The sequence below is a fragment of the Bradyrhizobium sp. LLZ17 genome (assembly GCF_041200145.1).
Classification (GTDB): Bacteria; Pseudomonadota; Alphaproteobacteria; order Rhizobiales; family Xanthobacteraceae; genus Bradyrhizobium.
Window position 1 is genome coordinate 4,788,407 of record NZ_CP165734.1, and the last position, 16,966, is coordinate 4,805,372.

General features: G+C 63.4%; 17 protein-coding genes and 1 tRNA gene. 10 read left to right on the forward strand and 8 right to left on the reverse strand.

The annotated features are described in order from the left end of the window. The first annotated feature begins 43 nt into the window (after positions 1 to 43). Both ggt and AB8Z38_RS23085 read left to right on the forward strand, forming a co-directional pair. A complete protein-coding gene (ggt, locus tag AB8Z38_RS23080) occupies positions 44 to 1,795 on the forward strand; it encodes a gamma-glutamyltransferase (RefSeq protein WP_369720089.1) in 1,752 nt (583 codons plus the stop codon). A 97-nt stretch (positions 1,796 to 1,892) separates the two neighbouring features. Next, on the forward strand, positions 1,893 to 3,188 hold the full coding sequence (locus AB8Z38_RS23085; RefSeq protein WP_369720090.1) for an MFS transporter: 1,296 nt from the start codon (positions 1,893 to 1,895) through the stop codon (positions 3,186 to 3,188). 120 nt (positions 3,189 to 3,308) lie between these two features. On the opposite strand, the gene AB8Z38_RS23090 is transcribed toward AB8Z38_RS23085, so the two are convergent. Then, positions 3,309 to 3,974, reverse strand: a complete 666-nt coding sequence (locus AB8Z38_RS23090; protein ID WP_369720091.1) for a glutathione S-transferase family protein — start codon at positions 3,972 to 3,974, stop codon at positions 3,309 to 3,311. A gap of 161 nt (positions 3,975 to 4,135) precedes the next feature. Here AB8Z38_RS23090 and AB8Z38_RS23095 point away from each other — a divergent pair, with 161 nt between their 5' ends. The 4 genes from AB8Z38_RS23095 to panE all read left to right on the forward strand — a co-directional run bounded on the left by AB8Z38_RS23095 (position 4,136) and on the right by panE (position 7,894). After that, entirely contained in the window at positions 4,136 to 4,717 is a 582-nt protein-coding gene (locus AB8Z38_RS23095) for a DUF2239 family protein (RefSeq protein WP_369720092.1), read from the forward strand. Between the two features lie 91 nt (positions 4,718 to 4,808). Continuing rightward, positions 4,809 to 6,158, forward strand: coding sequence for an MATE family efflux transporter (locus AB8Z38_RS23100; RefSeq protein WP_369720093.1), 1,350 nt, complete (start codon positions 4,809 to 4,811; stop codon positions 6,156 to 6,158). A 95-nt stretch (positions 6,159 to 6,253) separates the two neighbouring features. Then, entirely contained in the window at positions 6,254 to 6,862 is a 609-nt protein-coding gene (locus AB8Z38_RS23105; protein WP_369720094.1) for a 2-hydroxychromene-2-carboxylate isomerase, read from the forward strand. A gap of 108 nt (positions 6,863 to 6,970) precedes the next feature. Then, positions 6,971 to 7,894: a 2-dehydropantoate 2-reductase gene (gene panE / locus AB8Z38_RS23110; RefSeq protein WP_369720095.1), complete on the forward strand. Its 924-nt coding sequence runs from the start codon at positions 6,971 to 6,973 to the stop codon at positions 7,892 to 7,894. A 187-nt stretch (positions 7,895 to 8,081) separates the two neighbouring features. Here panE and AB8Z38_RS23115 read toward each other — a convergent pair whose 3' ends face one another. The 3 genes from AB8Z38_RS23115 to AB8Z38_RS23125 form a co-directional block, all read right to left on the reverse strand. Beyond that, the gene (locus AB8Z38_RS23115; RefSeq protein WP_369720096.1) at positions 8,082 to 8,675 is read right to left on the reverse strand and encodes a cytochrome c; all 594 of its coding nucleotides are present in this window, start codon (positions 8,673 to 8,675) and stop codon (positions 8,082 to 8,084) included. Between the two features lie 187 nt (positions 8,676 to 8,862). Continuing rightward, positions 8,863 to 10,140, reverse strand: a complete 1,278-nt coding sequence (locus AB8Z38_RS23120) for a sorbosone dehydrogenase family protein (RefSeq protein WP_369720097.1) — start codon at positions 10,138 to 10,140, stop codon at positions 8,863 to 8,865. A gap of 379 nt (positions 10,141 to 10,519) precedes the next feature. Further along, positions 10,520 to 11,506 carry an NAD-dependent epimerase/dehydratase family protein gene (locus AB8Z38_RS23125; protein WP_369720098.1) on the reverse strand — a complete coding sequence of 329 codons (987 nt, stop codon included), beginning with the start codon at positions 11,504 to 11,506 and terminating at the stop codon, positions 10,520 to 10,522. A 185-nt stretch (positions 11,507 to 11,691) separates the two neighbouring features. Here AB8Z38_RS23125 and AB8Z38_RS23130 point away from each other — a divergent pair, with 185 nt between their 5' ends. Both AB8Z38_RS23130 and AB8Z38_RS23135 read left to right on the forward strand, forming a co-directional pair. Continuing rightward, the gene (locus AB8Z38_RS23130) at positions 11,692 to 11,952 is read left to right on the forward strand and encodes a hypothetical protein (protein WP_369720099.1); all 261 of its coding nucleotides are present in this window, start codon (positions 11,692 to 11,694) and stop codon (positions 11,950 to 11,952) included. 84 nt (positions 11,953 to 12,036) lie between these two features. Continuing rightward, on the forward strand, positions 12,037 to 12,666 hold the full coding sequence (locus AB8Z38_RS23135) for a nucleotidyl transferase AbiEii/AbiGii toxin family protein (protein ID WP_369726579.1): 630 nt from the start codon (positions 12,037 to 12,039) through the stop codon (positions 12,664 to 12,666). A 94-nt stretch (positions 12,667 to 12,760) separates the two neighbouring features. On the opposite strand, the gene AB8Z38_RS23140 is transcribed toward AB8Z38_RS23135, so the two are convergent. Next, a tRNA-Gly gene (locus AB8Z38_RS23140) sits at positions 12,761 to 12,835 on the reverse strand. Between the two features lie 274 nt (positions 12,836 to 13,109). Here AB8Z38_RS23140 and trxA point away from each other — a divergent pair. Beyond that, on the forward strand, positions 13,110 to 14,033 hold the full coding sequence (gene trxA / locus AB8Z38_RS23145) for a thioredoxin (protein WP_369720100.1): 924 nt from the start codon (positions 13,110 to 13,112) through the stop codon (positions 14,031 to 14,033). Between the two features lie 114 nt (positions 14,034 to 14,147). Next, the gene (locus AB8Z38_RS23150; RefSeq protein ID WP_369720101.1) at positions 14,148 to 14,825 is read left to right on the forward strand and encodes an LON peptidase substrate-binding domain-containing protein; all 678 of its coding nucleotides are present in this window, start codon (positions 14,148 to 14,150) and stop codon (positions 14,823 to 14,825) included. 39 nt (positions 14,826 to 14,864) lie between these two features. Here AB8Z38_RS23150 and AB8Z38_RS23155 read toward each other — a convergent pair whose 3' ends face one another. The 3 genes from AB8Z38_RS23155 to AB8Z38_RS23165 are packed head-to-tail and all read right to left on the reverse strand — an operon-like array spanning position 14,865 to position 16,949. Further along, complete coding sequence (locus AB8Z38_RS23155) at positions 14,865 to 15,695, reverse strand: FTR1 family protein (protein WP_369720102.1); 831 nt, start codon at positions 15,693 to 15,695, stop codon at positions 14,865 to 14,867. 12 nt (positions 15,696 to 15,707) lie between these two features. Next, on the reverse strand, positions 15,708 to 16,052 hold the full coding sequence (locus AB8Z38_RS23160) for a cupredoxin domain-containing protein (RefSeq protein WP_369720103.1): 345 nt from the start codon (positions 16,050 to 16,052) through the stop codon (positions 15,708 to 15,710). Between the two features lie 27 nt (positions 16,053 to 16,079). Beyond that, positions 16,080 to 16,949, reverse strand: coding sequence for a hypothetical protein (locus AB8Z38_RS23165; RefSeq protein WP_369720104.1), 870 nt, complete (start codon positions 16,947 to 16,949; stop codon positions 16,080 to 16,082). Positions 16,950 to 16,966 lie beyond the last annotated feature (17 nt).

Consider the following 16,966-nt stretch of genomic DNA (forward strand, 5'->3'; position numbering starts at 1 on the left):
ATTGCGGCGCAGTGAATTGGCCCGAAGCCACGGCGGAAATTTGATGATGTCGTCATTTTCGACACGGCGGGCGTTTTTCGCCCTCATTGCCACTCTGGCGTTTGGCCTTGCATCCGCGACCGCGCAGGATGCGCGGCGGGCTTATGTTCCGCCCGCGCTCGACACGGTGCACGCCGTTCCCGCCGAGCACGGCATGGTGGTGGCGCAGGAGAAGATGGCTGCGCAAGTTGGGGCCGACATCCTGCGGCGCGGCGGCAATGCGGTCGACGCCGCGGTCGCAACCGGCTTTGCCATGGCGGTGACCTATCCGCGCGCCGGCAATATCGGCGGCGGCGGCTTCATGGTGATCCACTCCACTGAGCGCAACGAGGACATCGCGATCGATTATCGCGAGACCGCACCGGCGGCGACGACGCCACAGATCTTCCTCGGACCCGACGGCAAACCTGATGCCGCCAAGTCGCGCGATTCCGCGCTCGGCATCGGCGTGCCCGGCACGGTCGCGGGACTCGCGCTGGCGCTGGAGAAATACGGCTCGGGCCAGTTCACGCTGGCGCAATTGCTGGAGCCCGCGATCGCACTCGCCCGCGACGGCTTTGTCGTCAGCGACGATATCGCCGATACCCTGCCGGGCCTGTACCCGCGGCTGGCGCACTGGCCGTCCTCCGCCAGGATCTTCTCGCGGCCTGACGGCAAGGCGCTCAGTGAAGGCGATAGGCTGGTGCAGAGCGATCTCGCCGACACGCTGTCGGCCGTTGCGGCGCAAGGGCCGCGCGGCTTCTATCAGGGTCCGGTGGCGGACAAGCTCGCCAAGGCCGTGTCGGACGTCGGCGGCATCATGACATCAGCCGATCTGAAGGCCTACGTGCCAGTGATCCGTGCACCGGTGCGCGGCACCTATCGGGGCTATGACATCGTGTCGATGCCGCTGCCGTCCTCCGGCGGTGTGGTGCTGGTGGAGACCCTCAACATCCTTGAAGGTTTTCAACTCGGAGATCTGAAGCAGGGTTCACCGGCGTCGCTGCATCTCCTCATCGAAGCCATGAAGCGCGCCTATGCGGATCGCGCGCGCTATCTCGGCGATTCCGCCTTCGTCAACGCGCCGATCGAGACGCTGACCGCCAAGGACTACGCTGCCAGGCTGCGCGCCGGCATCTCCACCGCTCGCGCCACGCCCGCAAAGGATATTGTGGCCATCGCGGCTTCGCCGCGCGAAGGCAGCAACACCACGCATTTTTCTGTCGTCGATGCCCGCGGCAATGCCGTCAGCAATACCTATACGCTGAACTTTAGCTACGGCGTCGGTCTCGTCGCCGGCGGCACCGGCGTGCTGCTCAACAACGAGCTTGACGATTTCACCGCGGCGGTCGGCGCCTCCAACGCCTATGGCCTGGTCGGCTACGAGGCCAATCTGCCCGGACCGGGCAAGCGCCCACTGTCCTCGATGTCGCCGACCATCGTGTTGAAGGACGGCAAACCAGTGCTGGTGACCGGCTCGCCCGGCGGCAGCCGCATCATCTCGACCGTGCTCCAGGTCATCGTCAACGTGCTCGACTACAAGATGGACGTGGCGGCCGCCGTGGCCGCGCCGCGGCTGCATCACCAATGGTTGCCGGACGAGGTGCGCGTCGAGCGCGGCTTTCCCGACGACGTCCTGTTCGAGCTCAAAGCGATGGACCACCTCATCGTCGAGCCGATGGGACAGACCTCCGCCAATTCGATTCTCGTAACGCCGAACGGCCCGCTCGGCGCGCCCGATCCGCGCACCCGCGGCGCTGCAGCCGCGGGACAGTAACGCGGCCCTCGCATGGCATGACAGCACGCACCGGCTTGCGCCGGCCGCCGCCCGTGCTACCACCGCGGGACACAAAAAATTGCCCGGGGAAACGCAGATGACCACAGCCGATCCGACCGAGCGCATTGAACGCGCCGAGATCGAGGACACCAGCCTTCTCGCCTTCTATCGCGACATGAATGCGCCGGAACGGCGGACGTTCTGGGCCTGCGCCGCGGGCTGGGCGCTCGACGGCATGGATTTCATGATCTACCCGCTGGTGATCGGGACCATCATCGCGCTGTGGAAGGTCGATCCGGGCTCTGCCGGCCTCGCCGGCACGGTGACGCTGCTGGCGTCTGCCATCGGCGGCTGGCTTGGCGGCTATCTCTCCGACCATATCGGCCGGGTCAGGACACTGCAGATCACCATCCTCTGGTTCTCGGTGTTCTCGCTGGTCTGCGCAGTGGTGCAGAATTTCGAGCAGCTTCTGATCGCCCGCGCGGTGCTGGGCCTCGGCTTCGGCGGCGAGTGGGCCGCGGGCGCCGTGCTGATGGGCGAAGCGATCCGGCCGCAATATCGCGGGCGCGCGGTCGGCTCGGTGCAGTCGGGCTGGGCTGTCGGCTGGGGACTCGCGGTGCTGTCGCAGGCGATCCTATTCTCGCTGATTCCGGCCGAAACGGCATGGCGCTGGATGTTCGTGATCGGGGCGCTGCCCGCACTGCTGGTGTTTTATATTCGCCGCTCCGTCACTGAGCCGGAGATCGCGGCGGCGGCGCGCGCCAGGCACGCTGAGAGCGGCAATCGTCCGGCGCTCTGGGAAATCTTCTCCGGCCCGATCCTGAAGACCACGATTTTAGCGTCGCTGATGGCGACGGGCTGCCAGGGCGGCTACTACGCCGTCACGTTCTGGGTGCCGCAGTTCCTGACCAAGGAGCGGCATCTGTCGATCGTCGGCTCGACCGGCTATCTGTCGACGCTGATCATCGGCTCCTTCGTCGGTTATCTCGTCGGCGCCTGGCTCGCCGACCGGATCGGACGGCGCAATTTGTTCCTGACCTTCTCGCTCGGCGCAATTGCCGTGGTGCTGCTCTATACGCAGCTGCCGCTGACCAACCAGATCCTGTGGGTGCTGGGCTTCCCGCTTGGTTTCTTCGCCTCGGGTTATTTCTCCGGCGTCGGCGCCTTCCTGACTGAACTCTATCCGACGCGCTTGCGCGGCTCGGGCCAGGGCTTTTGCTACAATTTCGGCCGCGGCATCGGCGCGCTGTTTCCGTTCCTGGTCGGCGCGCTCTCAGCGACGGCGTCGCTTGCCAATGCGATCGCCATCTTTGCGGTGGTGGCTTACGCGGTGTTCTTCATTGCCGCATTCGCATTGCCGGAGACGCGCGGTCGCGTGCTGCACCCGGACTAGCAGTCAACGTCGTTCCGGGGCACGCGAAGCGTGAACCCGGAACCTCGAGAGTCCCCGGTGCGCAATTGCGCACCTGAGGTCTGGTCCTTTGGACCATCCCGGAATGACGATCAAAGTGGCTTATCGTCCGACCAGGTACGGCCCGCCCTTCTCGAGGGCGCGGCTGTAAGCCGGGCGGGCGTGGATGCGTTCGAGGAACGCCATCGCCCTGGGATGGCCCTGCTCGAGGCCGCCGCGCGCCTGCGCTGCTTCGAGCGGAAAGCTCATCTGGATGTCGGCGGCGCTGAACTCGTTGCCGGCGAACCACTCGGACTTGCCGAGCTCGCTTTCCCAGTAATCCATGTGCTGCTTGAGCTGCGGATTGACCAACCCCGTCAGCGCCTGGTTCGAGACCTTGCGCACCAGAGGCCGCAGCAAGGCCGGCGCGCGCTTCGGCATCAACGTGAACAGCAATTTCAACAGCAGAGGCTGCATCGCAGAACCCTCGGCGTAATGCAGCCAATAGGTGAAGCGCAGCCGCTCCGGCGTGTTCGGCGGCGGGATCAGCCGGCCGTTGCCGTAGGTCGCGATCAGATATTCGATGATCGCGCCGGACTCGGCGACGGTGTTGCCGTTGTCGGTGATGACCGGCGACTTGCCGAGCGGGTGGATGGCGCGGAGCTCCTTCGGTGCGCGCATGTCCGGCTGACGCTGATAGCGCACGATCTCGTAGGGCACCCCCAACTCCTCGAGCAGCCACAGCACGCGCTGCGAGCGTGAATTGTTGAGGTGATGAACGGTCAGCATCGGAGGTCCCCAGCTTGCGGTGGTCGGTTGGCCGCGCGTTCGTGCCAGCCCGGGACGGCAATGTCGAGCCGTGCGGACGATAATTTCACCCGGGTATATTGACGTTGGCAATTTACCCGGGTATTAAGAGGCCAACGTCGCAAGTTTTGGCAATGATTTCGATGCATAGGACTTTCACCGCCTTCCAGGGCCAGCGGCGCCTGGCGTCCGGACCGGCTGGAGAGGTCGCGCTGGTGGTCAAGCGAATGGCAGCGCGGCCGGACGAGCCCATCATCATCTTCGAGGACAGCACGGGCCGATCGATCGATTTCGATCTGCGTGGCGGCGATCGCGAGGTGCTGGCGCGGGTGGCGAAGCTCGTGCCGCCGCCGCCCGACGTCCCCGAACCAGCGAGCGAGCCGCGCGGGCGCGGCCGGCCGAAGCTCGGCGTGGTCGCGCGCGAGGTGACCTTGCTGCCGCGCCACTGGGAGTGGCTCAACGCGCAGCCGGGCGGCGCCTCGGTCGCGCTGCGCAAGCTGGTCGAGGAGGCGCGGCGCACCAGCGGCGACAAGGACCGCGAGCGGCAGGCGCGCGATGCGGCCTATCATTTCATGTCGACCATGGCCGGCAACCTGCCGCAGTTCGAGGAAGCCTCGCGTGCGCTGTTCGCCGATGACCGGCGCCGCTTTACCGGACTGATCGCCGACTGGCCCGCCGACATCCGCGACCACATCGTCAAGCTCGCCTATAGCGACCGCGCTTAAGCCGCGCCGCTCTCCAACCACCCCATCGACGGCCAGGCCGCGCGTGCTTCGCGCGGCAACGGTCTTGCTCGCCCTGATGAAAGGCCCATCCATGTCCGCGCCAAAGCCACTCTGGAAAACCTTCCTGCGCTTCCTCGCACCGTTGATGCTGAGCAACGCGTTGCAATCGTTGTTCGGCACGATCAGCAATGTTTATCTCGGCCAGATGATCGGCGTCGATGCGCTCGCGGCGGTCTCGGTGTTGTTCCCGGTGATGTTCTTCCTGTTCGCCTTCGTCATGGGCCTGAGCACCGGCGCCACCGTGCTGATCGGGCAGGCCTTTGGCGCCGGCGAGCACGGCCGGATCAGAGGCATCGTCGGCACGACTCTCGCAGTCGGCCTGCTGCTCTCGATGTCTGTTGCACTGGTCGGCGGGATGTTCGGCCGGCAATTGATGATGGCGCTCGCCACGCCGGCCGATATTCTCGACCAGGCCAGCGCTTATGCGCGCGCGATGCTGGTCACGATGCCGCTCGGCTTCACCTTCCTGCTGACGACCGCGATGATTCGCGGCGTGGGCGACGCGGTGACGCCGTTGTTGGCGCTGGCCTTGTCGACCACGATCGGCCTGATCCTGACGCCGATGCTGATCCGCGGCATGTTCGGAATGCCCGCGACCGGCATCTGTAGCCCCGCCTGGGCATCCGCGATCGCCAACGCGCTGACGCTGATCGCGCTGGCTTCCTATCTGCGGCGCAAGAAGCATGCGCTGGCACCGGACGCTGCACTGCTGCGCCATCTGCGGCCCAGCGGCGCCGTATTTGGAAGGATCCTCAGTATCGGACTGCCGAGCGCGATCGGCATGGTGGTCATGGCGATCGCCGAGCTGGTGCTGCTCGGCCTCGTCAACGGCTTCGGCTCCGACGCCACCGCGGCCTACGGCGCCGTCAACCAGGTGATGGGCTACACCCAGTTCACGGCGATCTCGATTTCGATCGCGGTCTCGATCCTCGGCGCGCAAGCGATCGGCAGCGGCGACAAAGCGCGCCTCGAGGGCATCGTGCGCACTGGCCTCGCGTTCAACCTGGTCCTGACCGGGGGACTTGTGGCGCTGATTTATCTCGCGCCGCGTGCGGTGCTCGGCATCTTCATTACCGACGGCGCTGTGCTCGATCTCGCCAAGGAATTGCTTCACATCGCGTTGTGGAGCTCGGTGCCGTTCGGCATGGCGACGGTGTTCTCGGGTGCAATGCGCGCCGCCGGCGTGGCGCTGACGCCGATGCTGCTGGCGATCTTCGCCATCGTCGCGATCGAGCTGCCGGCGGCGGTGATCCTGAGCCGCGCGGTCGGCGTTCAGGGCGTATGGGCCGCCTATCCGATCGTGTTCTGCGCCATGTTCGTGTTGCAGATGGGCTATTACCTGCTGGTGTGGCGCAAGCGCGCGATCCGGCGTCTGATCTAACCGGAGCGTCAAGGTATTATGACCATCATTATACGGTGGACCTGTGGCGCGCCCTGCGCCACTATGTGACAAAAGCGATGTCAGGGAGGACGATTTTGACCCGCACAGCCCCGCAATTCCTGTTCGATTTCGGCAGCCCGAACGCCTATCTCAGCCATCTGGCTATTCCGGCGATCGAGCAGCGGATCGGCGTGAAATTCGAATATGTTCCGATCCTGCTCGGCGGTATCTTCAAGTCGACCAACAACAAGTCGCCCGCCGAAACCCTCGCCGGCGTCAAGAACAAGCGCGAATTCCACGCGGTCGAAACCGAACGTTTCGTCAAGCGTTTTCAGGTCCCGCCCTATGTCTGGAATCCCTTCTTCCCTGTCAACACGCTGAACCTGATGCGCGCCGCGATTGCGGCGCAGGTCGAAGGTGTATTCGAGGCCTATGTCGACGCCGCATTCCACCACATGTGGCGCGAGCCGAAGAAGATGGATGATCCCGACGTCGCCGCGAAAGCGCTCGCGTCCTCCGGCCTCGATGCCCAAAAGCTGTTCGCCCGAGCCCAGGAGCCGGAGGTGAAGGGCAGACTGATCAAGAACACCGAGGAGGCGGTCGCGCGCGGCGCGTTCGGCTCGCCGACGTTCTTCGTCGGTGACGAGATGTTCTTCGGCAAGGAGCAGTTGCGCGAGGTCGAGGAGATGGTGTCGGGGAAGTGATTTTCGTATGATGGATAGATCGAGCCATCATCTCTGATGTCGTCTTGACGAAAGCCAGGACGACGGCAAGAAACAACAACGACGGCAAGAAACAACAAGGACAATCCCATGCGTATCCTCGTGGTCGGCGCTGGCGCCATCGGCGGCTATTTTGGCGGCAGGCTGTTGCAGGCCGGTCGCGACGTCACCTTCCTGGTCCGGCCAAGGCGCGCCGCGGAGCTTGCGAGCGCCGGCCTCGTCATCAAGAGCCCGAATGGCGATGTGACGCTGAAGGATCCGCCGCGGGTCGAGGCCGACAAGCTCAAGGACAAGTTCGACGTCGTGCTGTTGAGCTGCAAGGCGTTCGACCTCGACGACGCCATCAACTCCTTCGCGGCGGCGGTCGGCCCTAACACCGCAATCATCCCGATGCTCAACGGCATGAAGCATCTCGACACGCTCGACGGCAAGTTCGGCAAGGAGCGCGTGCTCGGCGGCCTCTGCGCCATCGCGGCGACGCTGAACGAGAAGCGCGAAGTGGTGCAGCTTCAGCCGATGCAGTCGATTAACTACGGCGAGCGCGACGGAAAATTGTCGGACCGCGTCAAGGCGATCGACGCGGCATTCAAGAGCGGGATCAATGGCGCAACCGCCAGCCAAAACATCATGCAGGACATGTGGGAGAAGTGGGTCTTCCTGTCGTCGCTGGCGGCGTCCACCAGCCTGATGCGCACCTCGGTCGGCAACATCCTCGCCGCCCCCGGCGGCCGGGATTTCCTGCTCGGCATGCTCGATGAAACCAGCGCGATCGCCACGGCTTACGGCTATGCGCCCGCAGGTGCGTTCTTCGAACGCGCCAAGGGCATGCTCACCACCGAGGGATCGCCGCTGACGGCGTCGATGTTCCGCGACCTCAGGGCAGGCTTGCCGGTCGAGGCCGATCACGTCATCGGCGATCTCATCGCGCGCGGCGATGCGGCGAAAGTGCCGGTGCCGAAGCTGCGCATCGCCTATACGCATTTAAAGGCGTATGAGAGGCAGCGGGAGGGGTAGCGAGCAGCTCGACACTCAACTGTCGTCCCGGACAAGCGCAAGCGCAGATCCGGGACCCATAGCCACGATATCGAGTTGCTGCACGAAGCGGTCACTCCGAATCTCCGTAACTACATCTTCCTGTGGTTATGGGTCCCGGATCTGCGCGCGCTTGGGGCGCGCTTGTCCGGGACGACAGCGTGGCTCGCTACTGCAAATGCGCCAGATAATGTGCGAGCGCGGTGATCTCTTCCTCGTTCAGGGAGTAGGCGATCTCGGCCATGGCGGCGCCGGCGCCGCCGACGCGCTGGCTGGTTTTGTAGTCGTGCAGCGCCTTCACCAGATATTCCTCGCGCTGGCCGGCGAGCCGCGCGACGGCCTTGGTGCCGGCATAGGAATCCGTATGGCATGAGGCGCAGCGGCGACCGGCCGCGGCTTGCGCGCCTTTCTTGGAGAGATCGGGGTCGTTGTCCTCCGCGCCCTTCGGCGGCGTCAGCGAGGCGAAATAAGCGCCGAGATTGCGGATGTCCTCGTTGTTGATCTCCCCGATGATCGGCTGCATCTGCTCGTTCTTGCGCGAGCCGGAACGGAAGAACACGAGCTGCCACTGGATGTACTGGTCCGGCTGGCCGGCAATCGAAGGGATGTTCTCGGTCTGCGAGATGCCGTTGTCGCCGTGGCAGCCGGCGCAGATTTCTGCTTTTGCCTGACCGGCCGCGACATCGGCGGCGCTGGCGGGGAGAGGGTTGAGCGTGACCAGCGCAAGCGTACTGATTGCGAGTAAGGGAAGCTGCCGACGCATGTTTGGAGATCCGATCTCACAGGCTCGTCATTCCGGGGCGTGCGGAGCACGAGCCCGGAAGCCATAACCACCAGTCGGGGTTATGGGTTCCGGACTCGCGCTAACGCGCGATCCGGAACGACATTGGAACTAAAACAAAGAGGCTGCGGCCGCCGTACAGGCTGCCGCAGCCTCGTTTCGTCACGCGCTACTTCTTGTAGCTGATGCGATAGATCGCGCCGGCCCAGTCGTCGGCGACGAGGATCGAACCATCCTTGGCGAGGACGATGTCGTCGGGACGGCCGAGATAGCCCTGGTCGCCTTCGATCCAGCCGGAGGCGAACACCTCCTGCTTGGCGTTCTTGCCGTCGGGCCCGACGATCACGCGCATGATGCGGCCGCCCTGGTACTTGTGACGATTCCAGGAGCCGTGCTCGGCGATCAGGATGTTGTTCTTGTACTCAGGCGGAAATTGGTCGCCGGTATAGAACTTCATGCCGAGCGGAGCGACGTGCGCGCCGAGATTCAGCACGGGCGGCGTGAACTCGGAGCATTTGTGCCCCATCGCGAACTTCGGATCGGGAAGGTCGCCCTGGTGGCAGTAGGGATAGCCGAAGTGCTCACCCATTTTGTTGATCATGTTGAGCTTGTCGCTGGGCAGATCGTCGCTCACCCAATCGCGGGCGTTCTCGGTGAACCAGTATTTGCCCGTGCGCGGATCGACATCGCCGCCGACGGAGTTGCGGACGCCGAGTGCATAGATTTCGGCGTTGCCGGTCTTGGGATCGACGCGCCGGATCTGCGACACGCTGGTCGGCGGAATGCCGATGTTGAAGGGCGGTCCGAACGGAATGTAGAACCAGCCGTCCTTGTCGACCGCGATGTATTTCCAGCCATGCGCGGCATAAGACGGCATGTCGTCATAGACGACCTTGCCCTCGCCGAGCTTGTCCAGATTGGCTTCCGCATTGTCGTAGCGGATCAGCTTGTCGACCGCGATGACATAGAGCGCGCCATCCTTGAAGGCGAGACCGGTGGGCATGTTGAGGCCCTTGAGGATCGTCTTGACCTCCTTCTTGCCGTTGTTGTCGGTGATGGCATAGACGTTGCCGAGGCCGAACGAGCCGACGAACAGCGTGCCCTTGTCACCCCAGGCCATTTGCCGCGCGGCCAGCACGCCGGACGCATAGACGTCGATCTTGAAGCCCGCCGGCAACTTGATCTTCTTGACGATATTGGCGAGCTCGGCGTCGGAGGCGCCGGTCGGCGGGCCTGAGGGCGGCGCGAGGCCCTTCTGCGCCTCGGTCTCGTCGCCGAGGAACCAGTCGTCCGGCGGATGGGTCCAGAATTCCTTGGTGCCGGATTCGTATTTCTTCAGTGGCTTGTTTTTGTCTTGCTGTTGCGCATGGCCGACGCTTGTCCCCGCAAGAAGGGCAAACGCTGCAAGCGCCAGGATCGATTGAAACACGGATCGATGGAATGTCATCGCGTCACTCCCCTAAGGCAGCCATCAGGGCTGCACGTTATTTGTTTTATTCGTCGAGAGGCGAGGTTCTGCGTCTGTCGAAAAGGCAGACGCCGAAAGGTTAGCACATCCGCGCGTGCTGAAAAGCGCGTCGCGTGCACCGGGGTTGCGCTGAATAAAAATTGAGACGGATTGTCAATCAAGGCGACCGTGAGGCGAACAAAACCCTCGCTGCGACGCGGAATCAAAATGGCGCGCGGCTCATTTTCCGGCCGCCCGGCGTCGCCCCAAACAAAAACGCGAAAACAACCCCATGCACAGTAGAACGACTTGGGCCAGGCTCGTTCCGGTGAGGCCCGGCATACATTTGACGCGCCAAGCAAAACGGCAAAAGCAGCGATTACGATGCGACGGGGTAGGGCCCGTCGTCGAAAGTCGTCTCATGATAGCCTTTTGATCCGACCTCCCGCGCCAGCGCGCTGCGAAAATCCTGTCCGGTGCGAAGGCTGCTCAGGACATGGGCAAAGTCGAATTCGGGACGCCAGCCCAATTCGCGCCGCGCGCGATCGTTGACGTAGACCCGATCGATCTGCGGGAACAATTGCCAGCCGCGCGCCGCATAGAGTTGCGCGCAATCCGGATAGAGCTCGCGTACGACGCTAGCTGCGTCGCGAGCGAGCGCCGCGAGATGGTGCGGCTGGAATGGGCTGGTCGCGGACACGATGTAACGGGCGAAGCCGATGTCAGGCGCGCGCTCGACGGCGGCAAGATGAGCGCTCACCGCGTCCGCGATATCGAGCCGGCGATACAGCAGCTCGTTGGCTTGCGCATTCTCCGGCGCATACGCGGACCGCAGCTCGGCATCGTCATCTGCCTCCGGAAAGAAGCGCGACGTTCGCAAAATGACGACGGGCAGCCGGCGCTCGCGCGAGAACAGCTCGCACAGATTCTCCGCCATCAGCTTGGTGGTGCCATAGATGTTTTTCGGCACCGGCGGCAGCTCCTCGGTGACCCACACCGCGGCCTGTCCCGCCTCCCGCCGCAGCTGCGAACCGAATGCGCTGGTGGTGCTGGTGAAGACGAAGCTCGTCACGCCGGCGGCCGCAGCCGCCTCGAGCAGATTGAGCGTGCCGCCGACGTTGGTGTCGATGAATTGTTGATTGGTGTGGGTCGCCACATGCGGCTTGTGCAGCGTCGCGCTGTGGATGATCGCGGTGACGCCGTGCATCTGTCGCCGGACGAAGCCCGGGTCGACGATCGAGCCGACCGCATCGGTGAAGGGCGATGGCTTCAAATCGAGCCCGCGCACAGGCGCGCCCCGCCTGCTGAGCGTGCGGAGAAGGGCCTCCCCGAGATGGCCGGCGCTGCCAGTGACCAGAATTGTCATGTGAGACCTCGCCCCACCTGCCCACGACGGAAAACCACCGTCCGTTCCGGTACATTTAGTTGAGGTTCGCTGCAGAATCTGTCCCTGCAAACGGAACAAAAAGAAAACAAATTGACTGTGACGGTTGTTGGGCGGACTGTAGATGCTCCAAGTCAGTCCTACCGGGCATCCAGATAGTGACGCAGATGAAAAGCCCCATCCTGGTCCTGACGACCGTCAATGCGCCGTACAGCAAAAAGCTGGACGCGCAGGAGCTTGTCCAATGTCTGCTGGATCCCGCTTCGGCGAAGGCAGCTTGCGGTCCGATGTCGTCATTTTTTGGCGATGTTAAGCCTGAATTGCAAATCGCGTTCGCTGAGATGCATGGCATCAGCCACGATCAATTGGTTGCCGCAGCGAAGGCGTTTGCCGAGTTCTCGGGGCAATCCCTTCCCCTCGCGGCCTAACAAATGAGCGCTCAACTAAATTGGGCGCCACTTTTTCGCATTGCCTTTGCGATGATCCGGCAAGTCGACGCCGAATAGGACATCATCGATCGTTGGACCTTCGGCGGCGGCACAGCGATGATGCTGCAAATTGATCATCGGATAAGCCACGATATCGATATCTTTCTCCCGGACCCTCAATCTCTTGCTTTCCTAGATCCACAGAAGCATGACTTCGATTTCGAGGTTAGGCCTGCTGACTGCAATGGGGACGGCACACGCTCCCTGAAGCTCGGCTTCGAATTTGGTCAGATCGATTTTATCGTCGCGCCGCCACTAACCTCCTCGCCGACCACGCAAGCGACAGTTGAGGGCGAAATGGTCCTCCTGGAGAGAATTCCGGAAATCATTGCGAAGAAGATCTATCATCGGGGCAACAGCATCGCGCCGCGCGATATATTTGACATCGCCGCGGGCGGCGAAAAGCACGCCGAATCCATGATTAGCGAGCTGGCGAGCTATCGCGACAGCGTCGCTAGTGCGCTGGCTGCAATCGAAAAGCTGAAGCCTGACTTTGTGAGCGCAGCGATCAATCAACTCTCGATCAAAGAGCCATATAAGCTGATCGCGATCGCCGCACTGGAAAAAGACCAAAGACCTTCTTCGCGCCGTATAGCTTGGGCGAGGCTCCCGCAAATTGCGGGTTGGCGCCATTTCAGGATCTGGGAACTTTGAAACGCCGCCATACGCGTCAGACCAAAACCGGCGAAGAGCGCTCTCCCCCGCAGGGATAGCCAACTCATTTTTGTTTTGGACGCTGGAAAAAAATTGGAGCGGGCGAAGGGGCTCGAACCCTCGACCCCGACCTTGGCAAGGTCGTGCTCTACCACTGAGCTACACCCGCATCCTGTGTCGGCCGCGTGAACGCGTCCGGCAACGGCTGTCGTATGCCAAAACCGGGCGGCGAATGCAACAGCTACGGGCAGCATAGATTCGGTTTCGGGACCCGATATGGGCTCTATTCCGGCAAAATCGACCCAAAATGCCGCAGGACGTCCGAATCGGGGCCCGTGGATTGAAATTCGGCCGTCCCGGCCCAATTTAGGGCCAACAGCGGAGCATATGAATTGGCGACGTGCTAAAGACCCGCAATTCCAGACATCAGACGAGGGGATCCCGTGACGATCATCGACCAGGGTAACGGAGCGGCGGGCCCGACTGCTGCCGATCTGATCAAGGACACCACCACCCAGACCTTCGTGAAGGACGTCATCGAGGAATCGAAGCGCCAGCCGGTGCTGATCGACTTCTGGGCCGAGTGGTGCGGCCCCTGCAAGCAGCTCACCCCCGTGCTCGAAAAAGCGGTCAAGGCGGCCAAGGGCAAGGTCAAGCTGGTCAAGATGAACATCGACCAGCACCCGGCGATCCCGGGCCAGATGGGGATCCAGTCGATCCCGGCCGTGATCGCCTTCGTCAACGGCCAGCCCGCCGACGGCTTCATGGGCGCGGTGCCGGAGAGCCAGGTCAACGCCTTCATCGAAAAGCTGACCAAGGGCATGACCGCGCCGGGTGAGCCGAATATCGCCGAAATCCTGCAAGAGGCCGAGGCCGTGCTCGCCGAAGGCGATGCCGCCGCCGCCGCGCAGATCTATGCCGAGGTGCTCCAGCACGAATCCACCAACATCGCGGCGCTGGCCGGGCTCGCAAAATGCTACGCCGTCTCCGGCGCGATGGAGCAGGCCAAGCAGACGCTGGCGATGGTGCCGGAATCCAAGCGCAACGACCCCGCGGTGAAGGCGGTGCAGACCGCGATCGATCTCGCCGAGCAGGCGCAATCGCTCGGCCCGGTGGCGGAGCTCGAGCAGAAAGTCGCCGCGGACCCGCTCGATCACCAGGCCCGGTTCGACCTTGCGATCGCACTCAACGCGCAAGGTGACCGAGCGGCGGCGACCGAGCATCTGCTCGCGATCGTCAAGCGCGACCGCAAATGGAACGACGACGGCGCCCGCAAGCAGCTGGTGCAGTTCTTCGAAGCCTGGGGCGGAACCGATGAGGCGACCGTCGAAGGCCGCAAGCGCTTATCGATCATCCTGTTTTCGTAAGGCGCAGTTGTTGTTTGAGCATGATGTTGTCGGAAATCCGCTGCACACTTTGCGCTAACGCGGCCCTTCGGGTCCGGATCATGCTCTAGCAAAAGCCAGCGGGGGACCGGGCAGATGCCGATCAACATCGAATATCGCGGCCCCGCCGACCTTCCGGAAATCATCCCGGTGTTTCCGCTGCCGGGCGCGTTGCTGTTGCCGCGCGGCCAGATGCCGCTCAACATCTTCGAGCCGCGCTACCTGGCGATGGTCGACGATTCCTTGCGCGACGGCCATCGCCTGATCGGCATGATCCAGCCCGACATCGCGCATTCGCCGAAGAATTCCGACAAGCCGTCGCTGTTCCGGGTCGGCTGCGTCGGCCGCATCACCCAGCTCGCCGAATCCGGCGACGGCCGCTACATCCTCGAGCTCACCGGGATCGCACGGTTCAAGGTGGTGCAGGAGCTCGAGGTGCTGACCGCCTACCGGCAATGCAAGGTGGATTTCTTTGCCTTCATGGACGATTTCACCGCGCGCAGGGGCGAGGACGAGGTCAACCGCGAGGCGTTGCTGGTGGCGCTGGCGGATTTCCTGAAGGCCAACAACCTCAAGGTCGACTGGGAGGGCGTCGAGAGCGCGCCCAACGAAGCGCTCGTCAATGCGCTGGCGATGATGTCGCCCTACGGCCCGGCGGAAAAGCAGGCCATGCTGGAGGCGCCGGACCTGAAGACCCGCGCCGAGATCCTGATCGCGGTGACCGAGATGGATCTCGCCAAGAAGCGCACCTCGGGCGATCCGCCGCTGCAGTGAACGGCCGCCATTCGTCGCGCGGCAACCTCGTATCGTCGATCAACTGGCCGCAACCGCCTGCCGCGGCCGCTCCGCTGCAATCACGCGCATCAGGACGATGGTGACGACAATAACGAGCAAGTACACCGCAAGCTGCATCTGCGTCGGCTGATCGGTGTATCCGATCAGCGTGTGCAGCGTGCGGCCCAAAATGCTGTTCTCCGGCAGCAGCCACCCGGTATCCCACACCTCGGCGTCGAGGGCGGTGAGCCAATTGGCCCGCTCGAGGAAGGCGACCGCTTGCGCGGCCATGCCTGCGGCGAGCAAGGTGATCAGCACCGTCGTGGTGGTGAAGAGGGACCGCGGCGGGATGCGCAACAGCCCGAGATAAGTGAGCAGGCAAACGGCACCGCCCAGCACGAGGCCGAGTAGGCCGCCCAGGAACAGGCTCATCGCCGAGCCGCCGTCGGACGCCGCGATGCCATAGAGAAACAGGGCGACTTCGCTGCCCTCGCGCAACGCCGCTACGCCGACCACGACGGCGAGTGCCAGCAGCGATTTGGATCCTTCCGCCACGGCCTGTCCGACCGCCCGCAACTCGCCGGCCATTGCCTTGCCGTGCTTGGCCATCCAGACATTGTGCGAGGTCAGCATCACCACGGCGACGCCGAGAATGGCGGCGTTGAACAGCTCCTGTCCCATGCCTTCGAAGAGCTGCGACAGCGCGCCCGCGAACGCCGCGACAAGACACGCCCCCGTGACGCCTGCGAGCACGCCGCCCACGATCCAGCGGTTGCGGTGCTGAACCGAGCGCGTAACCGCAAGCACGATGCCGATGATCAGCCCGGCCTCGAAAACCTCGCGGAAGACGATAATGAGCGCGGCGAGCACGGCGGGACCACCTTATTCGACGATCAGCACACCACGCGCCTTGTCGTTGAAGTCATCGTAGAATTCGTACCGGCCGGGCTTCAGCGCGCGGACATTCACCACGCCTTGGCTCTTGGCCGCAACGACCTTTTCGACCCGCAGCGAGGTGCTTTCGAACTCCATGGCTTTGGCATCGAGATTCTTGACGTGGAACACCACCGGCTTCTCCTTTGGCGCACGAACCTCGGCCGGCTGGAATTGGCCCCCGGAATAACTGATCTGAATCTCCATCGCCTGCTGAGCCAGAGCGGCCGACAATGGCAGCGTCACGCAGATTGCAGCGAGAGCGAGCTTCCGGGTCAGGGTCAGAGCGTGCATCACAAATCCTTCGGAAGTTGAGGGAGATCAGAATTCGACGGCGAATTTGAGTCTGGCGCGGTGGCGTTGAAACTCTGCCAGGTTGAGCGACAGGGGATTGCCGACCTCACGGCCCCAGACCTGTGCGTTCCAGGCCGCGGTCATGAAGATCTTGGGGGTGAAACGGACAAAGAGATTCGGGCCGAGCATCACAGCATCGCCGCTGAAAGCCGACAGACCGAAATCGTCGTAGTGACGGAGATACCACACCTCGCCGCCGATGACGACGTTGGGCGCAACGCGCAACGAGAGCGCAGCGGAGGTCCCAAGCGTGGTCTCCCGGACCGTCTCGTTCATCAGCGTGTGGGTATATTCAGGCTCGTAAAGCAGATTGAACCCGGCATAGAGCCGGTTTCTCAGCAGCTCCACATCGGCATTCAGCGTGGTCTCGAATTCGTAATTGTGCACTCGTTCGCCGCTCGTCTCGTCCATCAGTCGCACGGTCGGCTCGACGGCGAGCGTCACGGACAGCGGGTTGTTCGAGGTGCGCTCGACCGCGAGGTAGCGGAATTCGCCGAAGCCGCCGGTAACCGCGACCTGCCGGCGATCGTCGAGATCGGTCACGTTGCGGATGTCGTGGGTCGAGCCGAGCGCGCCGAACTCGATCTGCACGAATTGAGAGGGGGTAAATTCGTACTCGTACTTGGTCTCGGTCGCGTTGTAGCGGCCATCGCGCTTGCCGAAGCGCCCGATCGTGTCGATGGTAAATTCCTTCTCGCCTTCGATGCCGATGCCCGAACCGGTGGTGAAGCCGAAGATGTACTTGGTCTCGAGCTCGCGCCAATTCTCTGGATCGTCAGCGCGGACGGGCGCACTGAAACAGAAGCTGGCCAGTACGCTTGCGGCAAAAACCCGCATGCCTCGCACAGGAAAGG